The organism is Pseudomonas sp. FP1742 (assembly GCF_030687145.1).
Taxonomy (GTDB): Bacteria; Pseudomonadota; Gammaproteobacteria; order Pseudomonadales; family Pseudomonadaceae; genus Aquipseudomonas; species Aquipseudomonas frederiksbergensis_D.
Map to the genome: position 1 here is coordinate 5,072,025 of NZ_CP117460.1, position 17,561 is coordinate 5,089,585.

The following is a 17,561-nucleotide window of genomic DNA, read 5'->3' on the forward strand; positions in this document are numbered from 1 at the left end:
TTCAATTGATCTGGAATGGATAAACCGCGCCCAGTTTAAGGATTTGCGTCAGTTCATCCAGTGCCGTCCGGCACTCAAGCAACAATTGCGGGTCCGCCAGATCGTTTTCGGTCATGCGGTCGCGGTAGTGCTTGTCGACCCATTCGGTCAACGTGCCGTACAACGGTGCCGTCATGATAACCCCTTGGTTGACGGCCGCCAGTTCGGTTTCGTTGAGGGCGACGCGTAACCGCAGGCAAGCCGGGCCACCGCCGTTCTGCATGCTCTGCTTGAGATCGAAAACTTTTACTTCGCGGATCAGGCCGCCAGAGCTGGTCAGGCCTTGCAGGTACTGCCAGACACGCTCGTTGCCACGGCATTCTTCCGGCACGATCAACAGCATGGAGCCGTCAGGACGCGACAGCAGCTGGCTATTGAACAGGTAGGAACGGACGGCGTCTTCCACGGTGACCGCGGAACGCGGTACGCAGATCGACTGAAATTTCCCACCGACTTTTGCGAGTTTGCCTTGCAACTCAGCGAGCATCTGGTCGGTGTCGAGGAACGCGTCCTCGTGATAGAACAGCACCTCGCCATTACCTACGGCGATCACGTCGTTATGGAACACGCCCTGATCGATCACCGAAGGGTTCTGCTGGGCATAGACCACGCCGTCATCGCTCAGGCCATGCAGACGCGCGACCGCCTGGGAGGCTTCGAGGGTCTGACGCGCCGGGTACTTCTGCGGGGCTGGATAACGGGTGTCGAACGCGCTGCGGCCGAACACGAAAAACTCGACGCCGGCTTCGCCATAGTCACGGCAGAAACGGGTGTGGTTGGCCGCGCCTTCATCACCGAACTGCGCCACGGCCGGCAACGCGGCATGGTGCGCAAAATGCTTCTGATCGGCGAACATCGCCCCCAGCACGCGACTGGTGGTCGGGTGTTCGATGCTGCGGTGATATTTGCAGTTCAGGTTGGCGGCGGTGAAATGCACGCGACCATCGGCGGTGTCGGCGCTCGGGCTGACCGTGGCGGCGTTGGCTACCCACATGCTCGACGCCGAGCAACTGGCGACCAGCAGCGGCATTGCGTCCTTGGCGGCGCGCTCGATCACTTGCGCGTCGGTGCCGCTGAAACCCAAGCGGCGCAGCGCACCGACGTCCGGACGTTCCTGCGGTGCCAGCACGCCTTGCTGAAAGCCCATCTCCATCAGCGCTTTCATCTTCGCCAGGCCTTGCAGCGCGGCTTCCTTCGGATTGGAAGATTGCTGGCTGTTGCTCTGGGAGGCGACGTTGCCGTAGGACAGGCCACCGTAGTTATGGGTCGGCCCCACTAGACCGTCAAAATTGACTTCATAGGATTTCATCAGCGAGGCTCCACGAGAATCTGTTGTTATAGGCTTCTGGTAACTGTTCTTTTAGACCGCATCGCGGCCTTCGCGAGCAAGCCCGCTCCCACAGGGAAATGTATTCCAATGTGGGAGCGGGCTTGCTCGCGAATGGGCGCTACGACATCTTTAAGCCGGGCGTCAAAGCAGTCGGCAAGGTCAGGCTCGGGGTTTCCAGCGACGCCACCGGGTACGCGCAGTAATCCGCCGCGTAGTAGGCGCTGGCACGGTGGTTGCCCGAGGCGCCGACGCCGCCGAACGGTGCGCTGCTCGCCGCACCGGTCAGCTGCTTGTTCCAGTTGACGATACCGGCGCGGCTTTCCAGCCAGAATTGCTGATAACGCGCTTCGGAATCCGACAGCAGACCGGCCGCCAGGCCATAAGCGGTGTCGTTGGCTTCAGCGATCGCCGCTTCAAAATCAGCGTAGCGGATCACTTGCAGCAACGGGCCGAACAGCTCTTCGTCCGGGCGATCGGCAACGGCTGTCACGTCCAGGATGCCCGGGGTCAGCAACGCAGCCTGAGCCTGGGGCTGAGTCATTTCCAGCAGCGCCACGGCGCCGTTGGCCAGCAGATGCTCTTGCGCTTCCATCAGCGCTTTCGCAGCGCCGAGGGAAATCACCGAGCCCATGAACGGCGCTGGTTGCTGATCGAACGCACCGACTGAAAGGGTCGAGCTGACCGCCACCAGACGCGCCAGCAGCGTATCGCCCCAGGCGCCTTGCGGCACCAGCAAACGACGGGCGCAGGTGCAGCGTTGACCGGCAGAAATGAACGCCGACTGAATGATGGTGTAAACGGCCGCATCGAGGTTCTCGACCTGATCCACCACCAGTGGGTTGTTACCGCCCATTTCCAGCGCGAGGATTTTGTCCGGACGACCGGAAAACTGTTTATGCAGATGATTGCCGGTACGGCTGGAACCGGTGAAGAACAGACCGTCGATGCCCGGGTTCGCCGCCAGGGCGATACCGGTTTCGCGAGCACCTTGCAGCAGGTTCAGCACGCCAGCCGGCAGACCGGCTTCGATCCAGCACTTGACCGTCAGTTCGGCGACTTTCGGCGTCAGCTCGCTGGGCTTGAACAGCACACTGTTACCGGCCAGCAGCGCCGGCACGATGTGACCGTTCGGCAAGTGACCGGGGAAGTTGTAAGGGCCGAACACCGCCACCACACCGTGTGGCTTGTGACGCAATACAGCGGTGGCGTCGCCCAGCGGGCCGCTCTTCTCGCCGGTGCGTTCGCGGTAGCTCTGTACCGAGATGGCAATCTTGTTGACCATGCTGGTGACTTCAGTCGCCGCTTCCCACAGGGGTTTGCCGGTTTCTTCGCCGATGGTGTGAGCCAGTTCGTCAGCGTGATTCTTCAGCGCGGCGGCAAAGGCTTCCAGCACGCTGATGCGCTCTTCCAGGGTACGACGGGCCCAGCCCGGGAACGCCTGACGCGCAGCCTGCACAGCCGACTCGACCTGATCGGCGGTGGCGCCTTCGCCGGCCCACAGCACTTGCTGGGTCACCGGGTTGACCGATTGAAAGCTTTCACCCTGGCCGGCCAGCCATTCACCGGCGATGTATAGCGAATTCATTATTTCGACTCCCGAGCTGCAGACAACGGAACGGCGCGTACTTGATCGCCAGCGTTGAGTTGAAGACGTTTGGCGGTCAGCGGATCAACCACCAACGTGCCGGCGGCGAAGCGTGCAGGCGCGGCAGTGATCCGGCAGTCTTCGCGCTTGCGGTTATGGATCAGGAACGGCGTGGCGTCATCGCCCGGGGTGCCGATGGCCAGCACCAGCGCCTGGCTGTCGCGCACCGCGCGGATCTTGGCGGTTTCGCACTCCACCGCAGGGCCTGCGTCGAAAATGTCGACGTAGCCTTGGTAACTGAAACCTTCACTCTTGAGCATCGCCAGGGCCGGCTCGGTGTCCGGATGAACCTGGCCAATCACGTTGCGCGCGTCTGGCGACAGGAAGCAGGTGTACAGCGGGAATTTCGGCATCAGTTCGGCGATGAACGCCTTGTTGCCCACGCCAGTGAGGTAATCGGCCTGGCTGAATTCCATCTTGAAGAAATGCCGACCAAGGCTTTCCCAGAACGGCGAACGCCCGGCTTCGTCGGACATGCCGCGCATCTCGGCGATGATCTTGTTGCCGAACAGTTGCGGGAACTCGGCGATGAACAACAGCCGCGCCTTGGCCAGCATGCGACCGTTGAGGCCACTGCGGTAATCGGCGTGCAGAAACAGCGAGCACAGTTCCGAGTTGCCGGTCAGGTCGTTGGCCAGGAACAGCGTCGGAATTTCGCGGTAAATGTTCAGCTCTTGCGAGGCGCTGACCGTCAGGCCCACCCGGAAGTTATACCAAGGCTCACGCAGGCCGACGGCACCGGCAATCGCGGAAATACCCACCACGCGACCATTGTCGTCTTCGAGCACAAACAGGTAGTCCGCATCGCCCCGCCCGGCTTCGCCGCGGAAGGTTTTCTCGGCCCAGCCGACCCGATGGGCCAGACGCTCTTCGTTGGCCGGCAAGGTGGTCAAGCCAGTGCCGGTGCTGCGGGCCAGGTCGATCAGAGCGGGTAAATCGCTGCTGCGTACGGGACGAACGATCATGCTATCTCCTCAAACGAAGGGCGCTTGGCACCCTGCGCGAAACTCGCTGCTTTCCAGGCAATCAATCAGGCCTGCTTTTCTACGTGTCAGACCGCCACCAGGCGCACGCTGGCACCTTCACCGACGCCCAGGGCTTCGGCCGCTTCAAGATCCAGGGTCACGGGTTTGCCCGGCGCGTAATCGAGCTCGAGCAACACGGCGCGGTAATCCTGCAACTGGGCATTGGCCACCAGGTACTGACGCCCGGCACCTTTGACCGGCTCACCGATTTTCACCGGCACCACACGGCTCTGGGCGATCGAACGGATCCCCGAAACGCGGGCGTGCAGGGTCGGGCCGCCGTCGAAAATGTCGATGTAGTGATCGGTCTCGAAGCCTTCGCGCATCAGGATGTCGAAGGTGATTTGCGCCCGAGGGTGCACCTGGCCCATCGCCTCTTGAGCGGAGTCCGGCAGCAACGGCACGTAGATCGGGTAATGCGGCATCAGCTCGGCAAGGAAGGTGCGGCTCTTCAGGCCACACAGACGCTCGGCTTCGGCGTAGTTGAGGTCGAAGAAGTTGCGACCGATGGCATCCCAGAACGGCGAATCGCCATTTTCGTCGCTGTAACCGACGATCTCGGTCACCACGGAATCGGCAAAGCGCTCCGGATGGCTGGCCACGAACAACAGACGGCCACGGGAGTTGAGCTCCGCCCAAGGCGTGCCCACCAACTCCCTCTGCACGTAGAAGCTGGTCAGCAAGCTGTTGCCGGTCAGGTCGTGGCACTGGGAGAGCACGTGGATCTTGTTGTGAATCTTCAGCTCGCGGGAGGCGTGCACGAAGGTTTCGTTACGAAAGCTGTAGAACGGCTCGGAATAACCGGCCGAGGCAACGATGGCCGAACAACCGACCAACTTGCCGGTGGCAGTGTCTTCGAGGACGAAGAAATAGCTCTCTTCACCATTGAAGCTCACTTCGGCGGCGAACGAGGCTTCGCTTGCCGCGATCTTGTCGCTCAGGCGTTCAACGTCATCCGGCAAGGAAGTGACACCAATCGGGCTATCCGCAGCCAGACGCTGTACCTCGCCCAGATCAGCCATTTGCGCGGGGCGCATCACCAGCATGGTGTCACTCCTTTCTCATCTAACACTTCAGGAAAAGTAACCGGGCCGTCATTGAAGACACAGAGGTCAGTGTGGGAGCGGGCTTGCTCGCGAAAGCGGTGTATCAGTCAACATCATTGCTGTCTGACCCACCGCTTTCGCGAGCAAGCCCGCTCCCACATTTGATCCGTCCCGGCATAACAATTGGGTTCGACGCCTGAATTGTCAGGCGTCGAAGGGTCTATCAGGCTTGCGTCAGCTTGGCCACGGCGCGCTCGAAACGGTCCAGACCGGCATCGATATCGGCGTCTTCTACCACCAGGCTTGGCGCGAAACGAATCACGTCCGGGCCGGCTTGCAGGATCATCAGGCCTTCACGCTCGGCGGCGTTGAAGATGTCCTTGGCCTTGCCTTTCCAGGCATCGTTCAGCACGCAACCGAGCAGCAGGCCCAGGCCACGAACCTGAGTGAAAAGGCCGTACTTCTCGCCGATCTGCTCAAGACGGGTCTTGAACTTGTCGTGCTTGGCTTTGACACCATTCAGCACTTCGGGCGTGTTGATCACGTCGATCACTGCTTCAGCGACCGCGCACGCCAGCGGGTTGCCGCCGTAGGTGGTGCCGTGGGTGCCGACGACCAGGTGTTTGGCCAGGTCTTCGGTGGTCAGCATTGCTGCGATCGGGAAACCGCCGCCCAGGCTCTTGGCGCTGGTCAGGATGTCCGGGGTCACACCGTAATGCATGTAGGCGAACAGCTCACCGCTGCGGCCCATGCCGGTCTGCACTTCGTCGAAGACCAGCAGCGCGTTATGTGCGTCGCACAGCTCACGGGCGCCTTGCAGGTAAGACTGCTCGGCCGGCAACACGCCGCCTTCGCCCTGGATCGGCTCCAGGACCACCGCGCAGGTCTTGTCGGAAACAGCGGCTTTCAGCGCGGCCAGATCGTTGTAAGGCACGTGGGTGATGCCGGTGATCTTCGGACCGAAGCCGTCGGAGTACTTCGACTGGCCACCGACGTTCACGGTGAACAGGGTACGGCCGTGGAAGCTGTTGAGCGCGGCAACGATTTCGTACTTCTCGGTACCGAAACGGTCATGGGCCACGCGACGGGCCAGCTTGAAAGCGGCCTCGTTGGCTTCGGCGCCGGAGTTGCAGAAGAACACACGATCGGCAAACGTGGCGTCGACCAGCTTATGGGCCAGGCGCAAGGCCGGCTCATTGGTGAACACGTTGGACACGTGCCACAGCTTGTTCGCCTGCTCGGTCAAGGCAGCGACCAGCGCCGGGTGCGCATGGCCCAGTACGTTAACGGCAATCCCGCCGGCGAAGTCGATCAGCTCGCGGCCAGACTGGTCCCAGACACGGGAACCGGCGCCACGCACAGGAATAAAAGCGGCAGGCGCATAGTTGGGAACCATTACCTGGTCGAAATCGGCGCGTTCTACCGCAGCGTGCTCAACGGACATCGGAGTCTCCTGATGAGGAACACTCGCCTGAAACTGGCGAGCGATGAGGGGATTGTAAGGACAGTTTTCAGCCCGGCCTTGCCGCCAAGCGACAACTTCTTATAGCGCAAACACCGGTTTTGCCCGGGTTTACGGCAATGCGACATATAGGGTCGCAAAGGCGCAGTTTAAACCGCCGGCACAGGTTATAGGCAGGCTTGTCGACCGATGCGGTAAATATGTACCGCACGCAGTGCTTCATCGTCTGTTTTGCTGGCGACTCATCCAAACGCTAAGGGAATAGCGCATGAGCCAACTCGAAAACGATCACCCTAGGGCCGCTGGCGACGATCACTTCGTCACGCAGCCGGATGATCATTACCATCACCTGTTCAACAATCTGCCCGCCTGGGCATTAGAGGCATCGCTTGAAACCCGCAGCGCCCTCAAGAACGCCTCGCTTGCGACTCCCCAATGGCATGGCACCGCGACACCTTCACAACATGCCTCGCTGAAAAAGCTCAGTCAGGAACACTGGCACCATCGAAATCGCCTGGATTCAAAGCTGTCGACGCTGAAAAACCCACGGGCATTTGCCGAACCCCTTCTCATCGCGGCCCTGAAAACCCGGTTTGGCCTGGAACTGGACGTCAAGACCACCTTCCTGCGCCTGTACATCCCACAAACCGTGACCCTGTTCAAAATCAACACCGGGGCCGCCCGCACCTGGACGGTATCGCTGCTCGATGCCGCGCTGCATAACTTCCAGGAATCGGAAACGGCCGCAGATGCCTTCGAATCCGCTTCGACCTTCATTACCGAGCCGTCGTCCACAGGGCAGTTCGAAACGTTGCCGGCGATCAAGCATAAAATCCCGGTCCAGGCCTTCGCCCGGCTATGCCGCGAACTCGATATCGGTGGCCAGTACACCGCGTATCTCAAGGAATTTCTGGGGCTGACCAACCCGGTGGCCGGTGCCGCGTTGAAATCCAGCACGATCGGCTTGAACAAAGCCGCACTCAGGTCGGCGCTGCAAATGGCACACATCCGCAAGGATATTCCAGATGATGCGCACCTCGCGCTCCTGCGCATGGTTGAAGGAGGTTCGAGGGCGCGACTCAATGGCCAGCCGCTCTATGGCCACGACCTGACCCTGATGTCGTCCCCGCTGACCGGCATTGTCATTTTCGCGCCGAACCTTGAGCGGGCACGCAAGAGTACGCGGCTCATTGCCTATATTCCCGATGACCCCGAATACCCGCTCAAGCAATACCCCGACACGCTGGCGTTCATGACCGATCTGACTCGCAAGCTGCGGACACCCGCTTATCAAGCGTTCTTCAGCCGGTTCGTCGAGCACAAGGAACGCGGACACTTTTTCGCCGATCTCAACCGCCGCCTCCAGACCGTGACCTGGCATCAGCACCAGCCCGGCGATCCATTGCCGAGCTGGCGCGAAACGCCGGTCGAGCGTCCCAATCTGCGTTTCTCCGTGCTCCCGATCAAAGCGGACCTGTGGAACCATGGCTATCAGCGGCAGCTGAACAAAATCCTCAACGACGCCAGCACTGTCGCCGTCTCCACCGCCAGCGCCGACCGAGACGCCCGCTGGGCATTGTGGGATGCCTTCAGCAAAGTGGCCTCCAGGATCCTTGAAGCTGCGTCGTTCGTGGCGGCGCCCTTGGTGCCGTTGCTGGGTGAATTGATGCTGGGCTACATGGCCTACCAGTTACTGGACGAGAGCTTCGAAGGCATCGTGGACATGGCTGAAGGGCTGAGAACAGAAGCGTTCGGACACCTGATGACGTTCGTCGAAACCGTCGTTCAAGTCGGGACATTCGCGGTAGGCGGTGCAATCGCCGTCGGCGCCTTCAGCCGGCTTCTGCCCCGCGAAGCCGTCGCGCTCATCGACCCGCTCAAACCTGTCGCCACAGCCGGAGGCAAAACCCGTTACTGGATGCCGGATCTCACACCTTATGAACAGACACTCAGTTTGCCCGAAGGGGTAAAGCCCAATCATCTGGGCTTGTACCCACACGCGGGCAAAACGATGCTGCGCCTTGAGGGAAAACTGTATTCAGTGAAACCCGACCCCATGTCGGACAGGTTCCAGATTGAGCATCCGCGCCGCAACGATGCTTATCAGCCGTCGCTGCGGCATAACCACCACGGTGCCTGGCAAACCGAACTGGAACAACCGCTGTACTGGGAGCGGGAAAAGGTCATGCGTCGCCTTGGCCATAGTGTCGAGTCGTTCACCAGTGCCGAGCGCGAACAGATCCTGCGGATCAGCGGCTACCACGACAACGTATTGCGCCAGGCGCATGTCGAAAACTATCGCCCGCCGTCGCTGCTGACTGACACGATCAAGCGCTGGCGGATCAACCGCGACATCGAAACGTTTATCGAACAGATCGGCAGCGATCAACCCGAGCACTATCAAAAAGCCGATACCGCCCTGCAGCATGCACTGCTGACACGCCATGACTCATGGCCGGTCGATACACCACTGCCGACACCGGCAACCCAAACGCCAGCCTTCAGACAGCAAACGGCAACACTGGCCCGCCAATATCGCAAGTCGCTGTTCGAGCGGCTCTACAGCATTCAGGAACACACCGATGATGTGCAGGTTCAGCAACTGCTCGCCGATGTGCGGGGCCTGCCGACCGATGTGGCGCAAGAGCTGGTGAGCAATGCCACCGGCACCGAGTTACGCCAGCTGCACGGCGGGCGCGTGCCCCAGCGGCTCAAGGACGCGGCGAACAAAGCCATGGAGGCCGTCCGCGCTACCCGCGCCTATGAAGGCCTTTATGCCGACGCGCTGGAAAACGTCGACACCCACAAAGTGGCCCTGCACAGCCTGAACGCACTGCCCGGCTGGCCGGACGGATTACGCATCGAAGTGCGGGATTACTCCAGCGAGGGCACCGTGCGCGACAGCATTGGCCCGACCGATGCGGCCATCGTGAAAACACTGGTGGCCAACGAGGATGGCTCCTATCACGTTGATCAGGACACGCCCGGTGATTTCTATCAGGCACTCTTTCAAACGTTGCCCCAGGCCCATCGCGATGCGTTCAACCCCTCCATCGCTGACGCCCAGGCCCTCAGAAAGCGCATTGCCGAAAACGCGCTGGACCAGCCGACGCTACGCACTCTGTTTGCCAGGCATCCCCATCGAAAACCCTACTACGACCCGACCACCATGCGCCTTCCTGGTGGTGCGGAGGGCTATGACCGCGGCAATCGCATGACACCCACCCTCGACGACAGGGTCCGGGAGGTTTATCCCGATCTGTCCCAGGATCAATTGCAGTCCGTGGTCCAGGCGTTGCAAAGCCACCCCGATGGCGCTCGGGTAGCACTCTCACGCGTACACCACGAGCTGAACCGATTGCATCTGGATCTGGGTCGATGGATCAGCGAAGCCCCAACGGCGCACCCCGACACCGGGGTTGCGTTGAGCGCCCTGGAGCGCCAGGCCGAACAACACATTCGCAGGTTGCTGGCGCAGGAAATCCAGCGCGCCTGGCGGCGCCAAACCGATCGGGATTTTGACACCTCGGACGACATGGAGCGGTACGTGCTCAGGTTCGACGAACCGATGCTGGGTGATCTGCCATCGTTGACTGCAGATTTCAGTCATGTGTCGCTGCTATCCCTGGAAGGCAGCCACGCAGCGCAAGGTGTTGCTGGTTTTCTACAGGGCTTCAGCGGACTTCGCCGACTGGAACTGCGCCGTTTCTCCCTGACCACCCTCCCCGACGCCATCACCCGGATGCCGCAGCTGGAGGCACTGGTGTTAAGCGATTGCGGCATCAGGGTAGACGCAGCCACCTGGTTGAAGCTGACGTCATTAAACAAACTGACCATGCTGGATCTTTACCGCAACCCGTTTGAAACGGTGCCCCGCATCGACTCGATGACTGAACTGACCCATCTGGACCTGAGCAGCACCAACCTGACCGAAATCCCGCCCGGCACTCTGCAACACCCACGCCTGGGCACCCTTCTGCTGATGAACAATGGAATCAGTGAACTGCCGACGGCCTTGTTCGACAGTCCGCTGTATGAAAAGCGTGGCATACACCTCACGCACAATCCGGTTTCCGACAGCTCGCGACAACTCATCAAAAACCATCACGTCGACAGCGCTTTCGACATGGGCGTTTTCGCACCCGAGGCAGACATTGATCGTGTCAGGGCGCTCTACCCTGGCATGGAAGTCGAGCAAGCCAGCGAGTTCGTCTACGAATTGCCCGGCACGCTGGAGGAAGGTCGGGTCGCGTTGACACGCCTGGAAGAAGAGCTGAGCCAATTGAGGAACGATCTGTCTGCCTGGACCGCCGCTCTTCCGGACCTGCATCCACTGACAGACGAACCCTTCAGCGCAGCTCAACTGCTTGTCGAGCACGCCAACCGCGACGAATTCAAGCAAGCCCTTGAGAACTGCTGGCAACGGGATGCGGAGCTGGATAATTTCAGCGATACGCTTGAACCCACCTACGATCTGACACTTTCCACGGTCATCAATGGAGAACTGCCTGCCCTGAGCGCCGATTTCAGCCATGTGTCGTCACTGGCGTTTCGCAGTGCGGAGGGGGTGACGCGCATCGGACGTTTCCTGGAGTCCTTTCCCAACCTGAAAAGCCTCAGGCTGCGCAGCTGTAACCTTGGCGACATTCCGGAGGCGGTGTTCAAAATGGGTCAACTCAGGTCTCTGTCACTTCCCGAGTGTCGCGTCAGTCTGTCATCAGAATCGGTCGCCGCCCTGGCGGGGATGGAACAGCTCGACTATCTCGACCTGGGCTCGAACCCGCTAGGACAGACGCCTGATGTGAGTCAGATGCCGGCGCTGGCGACCGTGCTGCTGAACGACACCGGCATCAACCGGATACCGGATGGGCTGTTACAGCTGTCCGAGCTGGACTGGGCAGACTTGAGCGGCAACGCCATCACCGAGGCGCCCAGTGACTTGTCGGAACTGCCGGTGGACGTCGCAGATAATATTTCGTTGAGGGGCAATCCATTTTCCGAGGAAAGCCTGTTACGGCTGATCGCTTACTTCGAACGCACGGGCGCGGATTTTGGGGTGGAAGCCGTGATCAATCGGGGGGAGATAGAAATCTCCGACTCTGAAGGTTCCGAGATCGACGAGTAGTACAGCGCTCGATCAACCGCGCTCCGATGGCACCGAGGACAACTCGAACGGACTGCTGCTGCGCCGCTGGTTGCGATCTTCCCGCGGCGTGGCACCGAAGAAGTTGCGGTAGGCACTGGAGAAATGCGGCCCCGAAGAGAAGCCGCACGACAGGCCGATCTGGATGATCGACTTGCTGGTTTGCATCAACATCTGCCGGGCCTTGTTCAGGCGCAGTTCCAGGTAGTACTGGCTCGGCACGCGGTTGAGGTATTGCTTGAAGATCCGCTCCAACTGCCGACGGGACACGCACACGTGCTGGGCGATTTCGTCGGTGGTCAGCGGCTCTTCGATGTTGGCTTCCATCAGCAACACCGCCTGGGTGAGCTTCGGATGACTCGAACCCAAGCGGTTCTGCAGCGGAATGCGCTGGCGCTCGCCGCCCTCGCGAATGCGCTCGACCACCAACTCTTCCGACACCGCGCCGGCCAGTTCGGCGCCGTGATCACGGGCCAGCACGGCCAGCAGCAAGTCGAGAACCGACAGGCCACCGCACGCGGTCAAGCGATCGCGATCCCAGTCGAACAGGTGACTGGTGGCAATCACCTTCGGGAAACGCTCGGCGAAATCGTCCTGCCAGCGCCAATGCACAGCAGCACGATAGCCGTCGAGCAAACCCAATTGCGCCAACGGGTACACACCGGCCGACAAACCGCCGATCACACAACCGGCGCGCACCAGTTGTTTCAGCGCACTGCTGAGCGACGGCGCGAGCGAGGTCGGCGGCTCATCGGCGAGTAGGAACAGTTTCTGAAAGTTTTCGAGCTTGCCGGCCCAGGGCTCACCCGGCAATTGCCAGGCACCTTCGGTCGGCGGTTCGGCCTGCAAAAACGACAATTCGTAAACAACGTCCGGGTGCACACGCTGGGCAACACGCAAGGCCTCCTCTGCCAGCGCAAGCGTCAGAGCTTTAGTGCTGGGCCAAATCAGGAAACCAATTCGATGGGCAGTCATGGCGGGCAATCCGAAACGAAAACAGTGATGGAAGGCATGGGCCAATGCTAGCCCGTAAATGAACGCAAATCTCAAAACCAACATAGATCCATTGTGGGAGCGGGCTTGCTCGCGAATGCGGTGGTTCAGACAGCAACATGTTGACTGATACACCGCTTTCGCGAGCAAGCCCGCTCCCACAGGGGATCAGGGCCAGACTTTAGGCTGCGAAGCATGCACTATCCCGGTGCGCAACGGCAGCCTTGATTACTTGAGGCTGCCCGAGAGGAATTGCTGCAAACGTTCCGACTGCGGATTGACCAGCACTTCGCGCGGGTTACCGCTTTCTTCGACCACGCCTTTGTGCAGGAACACCAGCTGGTTCGACACTTCACGAGCAAAGCCCATTTCGTGCGTCACCACCACCATGGTCCGGCCTTCCTGTGCCAGGGCCTGCATGACTTTCAGCACGTCACCCACCAACTCCGGGTCGAGGGCCGAGGTCGGTTCGTCGAACAACATCACCTCAGGTTCCATCGCCAGCGCACGGGCAATCGCCACACGTTGCTGTTCGCCACCGGACATGTGACCCGGGTAGGCGTCCTTGCGATGGGCCACGCCAACCTTGTTCAGGTAGTGCTCGGCTTTCTCGCGGGCTTCAGCCTTGGACACGCCGAGTACATGCACCGGCGCTTCCATGATGTTTTCCAGCGCGGTCATGTGCGACCACAGGTTGAAATGCTGGAACACCATCGACAGGCGCGAACGCATGCGTTGCAGCTGTTTCGGGTCGGCGGCTTTCAGCGCGCCGTCCTTGTTGGCGACCAGTTTCAGCTCTTCGTTGTTGAGCAGAATCTTGCCCGCGTGCGGCTGCTCGAGCAGGTTGATGCAGCGCAGGAAAGTACTTTTGCCGGAGCCACTGGAGCCGATGATGCTGATCACATCGCCAGCCGCCGCTTTCAGGGACACGCCCTTGAGCACTTCGTGACTGCCATAGCGTTTATGCAGGTCTTGGACTTCAAGTTTGTACATGCGGTCGGTTCTCACAAAAACAGTCAGTCAGTCGTTGAGCAAGCGCCCGTGACGCAGCGCTTCGCGCCCCGCCACCTTGGCCAGCCAGAAACCGGGTTGGGCGTAACGCAGCCGTTCAATGGCAAACAGCACCCCGGACGTACCAGCACACACCGTGCTGACCCGATCCGCCAGCGGATCGATCACTTCAAAAATCTCGTCACCTGCTTCCACCCACTCACCGGGTTTACGCAGAAAACTCACCACGCCAGGATGCGGCGCGAACAACAATTCGGTGCCTTCGAACGGCATGCCTTCGCACGCGTCTTGCGCGGGCTTGGGCCATTCACCACCGATCAGGCCTTGCTCGGCGAGGAACGCCAGAATGCCCTCGGCGTGAGCTATCGCCTCCGGGCGACCGGTATCGGCCTGACCACCCAGTTCGATGGTCGTCGCCAGGCAGGCCAGTGGAATCTGCGCATCCGGGAACAGACGCGACAAACGCAGCCATGGCAGCGAGCACGCTTCGTCAAAGGAACTGCCGCCGGAATCTTCCGCCAGCAGACCGACCTTGACGTCCAGGTGCGCAGCCAGCGAGCGCCAGTGCGGCCAGTGTTGCGGCAAGGCGTACATGTGCAGCGCCGCTTCGCAATCGCAGTGCAGATCCAGCACCACATCGGCGGTGCAGGCATGGCTGAGCAAGATGCGCTGCATGCCTTGCAACTGGCTGCTCGCCTCTGGCAAAGCTGCCAGGTGATCGCTCATGGCCTGACGGATCAGTCGAATATTGGCATGCGGATCATCACCCAGATGCCCATCGAGTTCGGCGGCCACCGGCGCGCTGAGTTCGACAAAATCCCGGTTGAAGTTCTTGCCGCTGCCCGCTTCGAAACGCCCCTGATGATTGCCTTGCAGCAATTGACCCAGGCCCAGCGGATTGGCCACCGGCACCAGTTCAATCACACCATTGAGCAAGCCCTGGGCTTCGAGTTCGGTCAGGCGCTTTTTCAGCTCCCAGGCCGTGCGCATCCCCGGCAGTTCATCGGCGTGCAGGCTGGCCTGGATATAGGCCTTGCGCTCGCCAGCACCGAAGCGGAACACCGAAATCCGGCGTTCACTGCCCAGGTGGCTCCACGGCAAAGCATGATCGATGCGTTCCATATCAGTGCTTCCGCGGGGCCAGATAGCCCAGCCAGCGGTGCTCGGCCATTTTGAACAGGCGCACCAGAATGAACGTCAGGCACAGGTAAAACGCGCCGGCGGTGATGTAGGCTTCGAACGGCAAGTAGAACTGAGCGTTGACCGTGCGCGCGGCACCGGTGATGTCGATCAGGGTCACGATCGACGCCAGACTGGTGGTCTGCAGCATCATGATCACTTCGTTGCTGTACTGCGGCAGGGCCCGGCGCAGGGCCGATGGCAGCAGGATCCGCTTGTACATCTTGATTCGCGACATGCCCATGGCCTTGGCCGCTTCGATCTCGCCGTTCGGCGTGGCGCGCAGGCTGCCGGCGATGATTTCGGCGGTGTAGGCGCTGGTGTTGATCGCGAAGGCCAGGCACGCGCAGAACGTGGCGCTGGACAGCCATGGCCAGAGGAAGCTCTCACGCACCGCTTCGAACTGCGCCAGACCGTAGTAGATCAAGAACAGTTGCACCAGCATCGGCGTGCCACGGATCACGTAGGTGAACAACCAGGCACTCATGTTGACCAGCGGCTGCTTGGAGACGCGCATCAGCCCCAGCGGCAATGCCGCGAGCAAACCGAAGAACAGCGACAGCGCGAGCAGTTTGAGGGTGGTCACCAGCCCGCCGAAGTACAGCGGCAAGGCCTCCCAAATGACGTTGTAGTCGAAGATCATAGCTCAGCCGCCCTTACGCCTACCGAGTAGCGCTTCTCAAGATGACGCAATGCCAGCAACGAGACGCTGGTGATCACCAGGTACATCGCCGCCACCGCGAGGAAGAAGGTGAAAGGCTCGCGGGTAGCGTCTGCCGCCTGCTTGGCCTTGAACATCATGTCTTGCAGACCCACCACCGAAATCAGCGCGGTGGCCTTGGTCAGTACCAGCCAGTTGTTGGTGAAACCCGGAATCGCCAGGCGAATCATCTGCGGCACCAACACCCGGAAGAACACCTGAAAACTGCTCATGCCGTACGCCATGCCGGCTTCTGCCTGCCCCTTGGGGATCGCCATGAACGCGCCACGGAAGGTTTCCGACAGGTACGCACCGAAGATGAAGCCCAGGGTGCCGATACCGGCGGCCAGCGGGTTCAGGTCGATGTAATCGTCATAGCCGAGCATCGGCGCGACGCGGTTGAGCAGGTCCTGGCCACCGTAGAAAATCAGCAGGATCAGCACCAGATCGGGAATACCGCGGATCACCGTGGAATACAGATCGCCCAGCCAGGCCAGCCAGCGCACCGGCGACAGACGCAGCGCCACGCCGATCAGCCCCAGGACGATGGCCAGGGCCATGGACGACAAGGCGAGCTGAAGCGTCAGCCATGCGCCATCGAGGATGACAGCCCCGTAGCCTTTCAACATGATTCAGGTCCTCGAAAGTTGGGATGAAAAAATGGCGCAAACCTCAGAGATCCTGCTGCTTGCGCCATTTCGGACTTGTTGCGGGGACGGTTACTTGCCGTAGATATCGAAGGCGAAGTACTTGTCCTGGATTTGCTTGTACTTGCCGTTCTCGCGAATGGCCGCGATCGCGGTGTTGATCTTGTCTTTCAGCGCGTCGCCCTTGCGAACCGCGATCCCTACGCCGTCGCCGAAGTATTTGACGTCGGTGAAGGCCGGGCCAACGAAGGCGAAGCCCTTGCCGGCGTCGGTTTTCAGGAAGCCGTCATCCAGCAGGGTCGCGTCTGCCACGGTGCCGTCGAGGCGGCCGGCGGCCACGTCGAGGTAGATTTCGTTCTGCGAACCGTAAGGCTTGATCTCGGCACCCAGCGGGGCCAGGACTTCGCGGGCGAAACGCTCGTGGATCGAACCACGTTGCACGCCGATGTTCTTGCCCTTGAGCTCAGTCAGGTTTTCGCTGATCTGAGTGCCGGCCTTCATGACCAGGCGAGCCGGGGTGTTGTAGTACTTGTTGGTGAAGTCCACGGACTTCTTGCGGTCTTCGGTGATCGACATGGACGACAGGATTGCGTCGATCTTGCGCACCTTGAGTGCCGGGATCAGGCCGTCGAACTCTTGCTCGACCCACTGGCACTTGACCTTCATCTCTTCGCACAGGGCGTTGCCGATATCGTAGTCGAACCCGACGATGCTGCCGTCCGGCGCTTTGGAGGCGAACGGAGGGTAAGCCGCTTCGATACCGATTTTCAGAGGTTTTTCATCGGCGAAGGTCGGCAGGGACAGCACGGACAGTGCCAGGACGCCAAGCAGCACGAGTTTCTTCATCTTGGGACTCCATCGGTAAAGGGCAAAAACGGCAGAGTGAGCAACAGCCCAATATGCGAATGGGTTAAACCGCAAAGCGGTGCTGCGTCCTGGGATGCGCGTATGAAATTCAACAGTGATTTTCAACACAGGCAACGACGAGCGAGTGATCGGCATTCTAACGACAGGCCCGAAGCCGATATTTCTTCAATGCGACAACAAATTACAGAAGCACCGAGAATGCCGCTTGGGCACGTTGACAGCTCTGCAATTTCATGCAAGAGCAAAAGACAGTGAACCGATCTATGTTGCAAATTGCGGGCCTATTATTGGCAAACCCTTCTAATCCGGCAAGCGCAGCGTTGTGTCTTATTTTTCAGGGCGATTGAGAGGCCCTGAAACGGGGCTTTGCGTTTCCCAATGCCTCGTTGTCGGGCGTGCGGTTACACATTTAGTAACTTGAAGGAGGATGGGTAACAGCGGGAAATGGCCTACGGCGGAAGCCGATAATTATTG

General features: G+C 60.4%; 12 protein-coding genes. 1 reads left to right on the forward strand and 11 read right to left on the reverse strand.

The features are described from left to right. Window position 1: 1 nt before the first annotated feature. The 5 genes from astB to PSH64_RS23010 form a co-directional block, all read right to left on the reverse strand. Window positions 2-1,348 carry an N-succinylarginine dihydrolase gene (gene astB / locus PSH64_RS22990; RefSeq protein ID WP_105346360.1) on the reverse strand — a complete coding sequence of 449 codons (1,347 nt, stop codon included), beginning with the start codon at window positions 1,346-1,348 and terminating at the stop codon, window positions 2-4. Between the two features lie 139 nt (window positions 1,349-1,487). Next, complete coding sequence (gene astD / locus PSH64_RS22995) at window positions 1,488-2,957, reverse strand: succinylglutamate-semialdehyde dehydrogenase (RefSeq protein WP_305481200.1); 1,470 nt, start codon at window positions 2,955-2,957, stop codon at window positions 1,488-1,490. Then, window positions 2,954-3,979, reverse strand: coding sequence for an arginine N-succinyltransferase (gene astA, locus PSH64_RS23000; protein ID WP_018926391.1), 1,026 nt, complete (start codon window positions 3,977-3,979; stop codon window positions 2,954-2,956). The genes astD and astA overlap by 4 nt, the downstream gene beginning before the upstream one ends. 86 nt (window positions 3,980-4,065) lie before the next feature. Next, window positions 4,066-5,085 (reverse strand): arginine/ornithine succinyltransferase subunit alpha, encoded by a 1,020-nt coding sequence (gene aruF / locus PSH64_RS23005; RefSeq protein WP_007934901.1) that lies wholly within the window; start codon window positions 5,083-5,085, stop codon window positions 4,066-4,068. 223 nt (window positions 5,086-5,308) lie between these two features. Beyond that, window positions 5,309-6,529 carry an aspartate aminotransferase family protein gene (locus PSH64_RS23010; RefSeq protein WP_305478800.1) on the reverse strand — a complete coding sequence of 407 codons (1,221 nt, stop codon included), beginning with the start codon at window positions 6,527-6,529 and terminating at the stop codon, window positions 5,309-5,311. Window positions 6,530-6,815: 286 nt separating this feature from the next. Between PSH64_RS23010 and PSH64_RS23015 the strand changes: the two genes are divergently transcribed. Then, the gene (locus PSH64_RS23015) at window positions 6,816-11,672 is read left to right on the forward strand and encodes a dermonecrotic toxin domain-containing protein (RefSeq protein ID WP_305478802.1); all 4,857 of its coding nucleotides are present in this window, start codon (window positions 6,816-6,818) and stop codon (window positions 11,670-11,672) included. A gap of 12 nt (window positions 11,673-11,684) precedes the next feature. On the opposite strand, the gene PSH64_RS23020 is transcribed toward PSH64_RS23015, so the two are convergent. From PSH64_RS23020 to PSH64_RS23045, 6 genes are all read right to left on the reverse strand, one after another. Continuing rightward, a complete protein-coding gene (locus PSH64_RS23020) occupies window positions 11,685-12,665 on the reverse strand; it encodes a GlxA family transcriptional regulator (protein ID WP_007904681.1) in 981 nt (326 codons plus the stop codon). A 246-nt stretch (window positions 12,666-12,911) separates the two neighbouring features. After that, complete coding sequence (locus PSH64_RS23025; RefSeq protein WP_007971015.1) at window positions 12,912-13,676, reverse strand: ABC transporter ATP-binding protein; 765 nt, start codon at window positions 13,674-13,676, stop codon at window positions 12,912-12,914. 27 nt (window positions 13,677-13,703) lie between these two features. Beyond that, on the reverse strand, window positions 13,704-14,816 hold the full coding sequence (locus PSH64_RS23030; protein WP_305478805.1) for a M14 family metallopeptidase: 1,113 nt from the start codon (window positions 14,814-14,816) through the stop codon (window positions 13,704-13,706). A gap of 1 nt (window position 14,817) precedes the next feature. Further along, a complete protein-coding gene (locus PSH64_RS23035) occupies window positions 14,818-15,516 on the reverse strand; it encodes an ABC transporter permease (protein WP_105346377.1) in 699 nt (232 codons plus the stop codon). Beyond that, window positions 15,513-16,202, reverse strand: a complete 690-nt coding sequence (locus PSH64_RS23040) for an ABC transporter permease (RefSeq protein WP_007934894.1) — start codon at window positions 16,200-16,202, stop codon at window positions 15,513-15,515. Before PSH64_RS23040 ends, PSH64_RS23035 begins: the two co-directional genes overlap by 4 nt. A 90-nt stretch (window positions 16,203-16,292) precedes the next feature. Next, the gene (locus PSH64_RS23045; RefSeq protein ID WP_305478808.1) at window positions 16,293-17,066 is read right to left on the reverse strand and encodes an ABC transporter substrate-binding protein; all 774 of its coding nucleotides are present in this window, start codon (window positions 17,064-17,066) and stop codon (window positions 16,293-16,295) included. Window positions 17,067-17,561 lie beyond the last annotated feature (495 nt).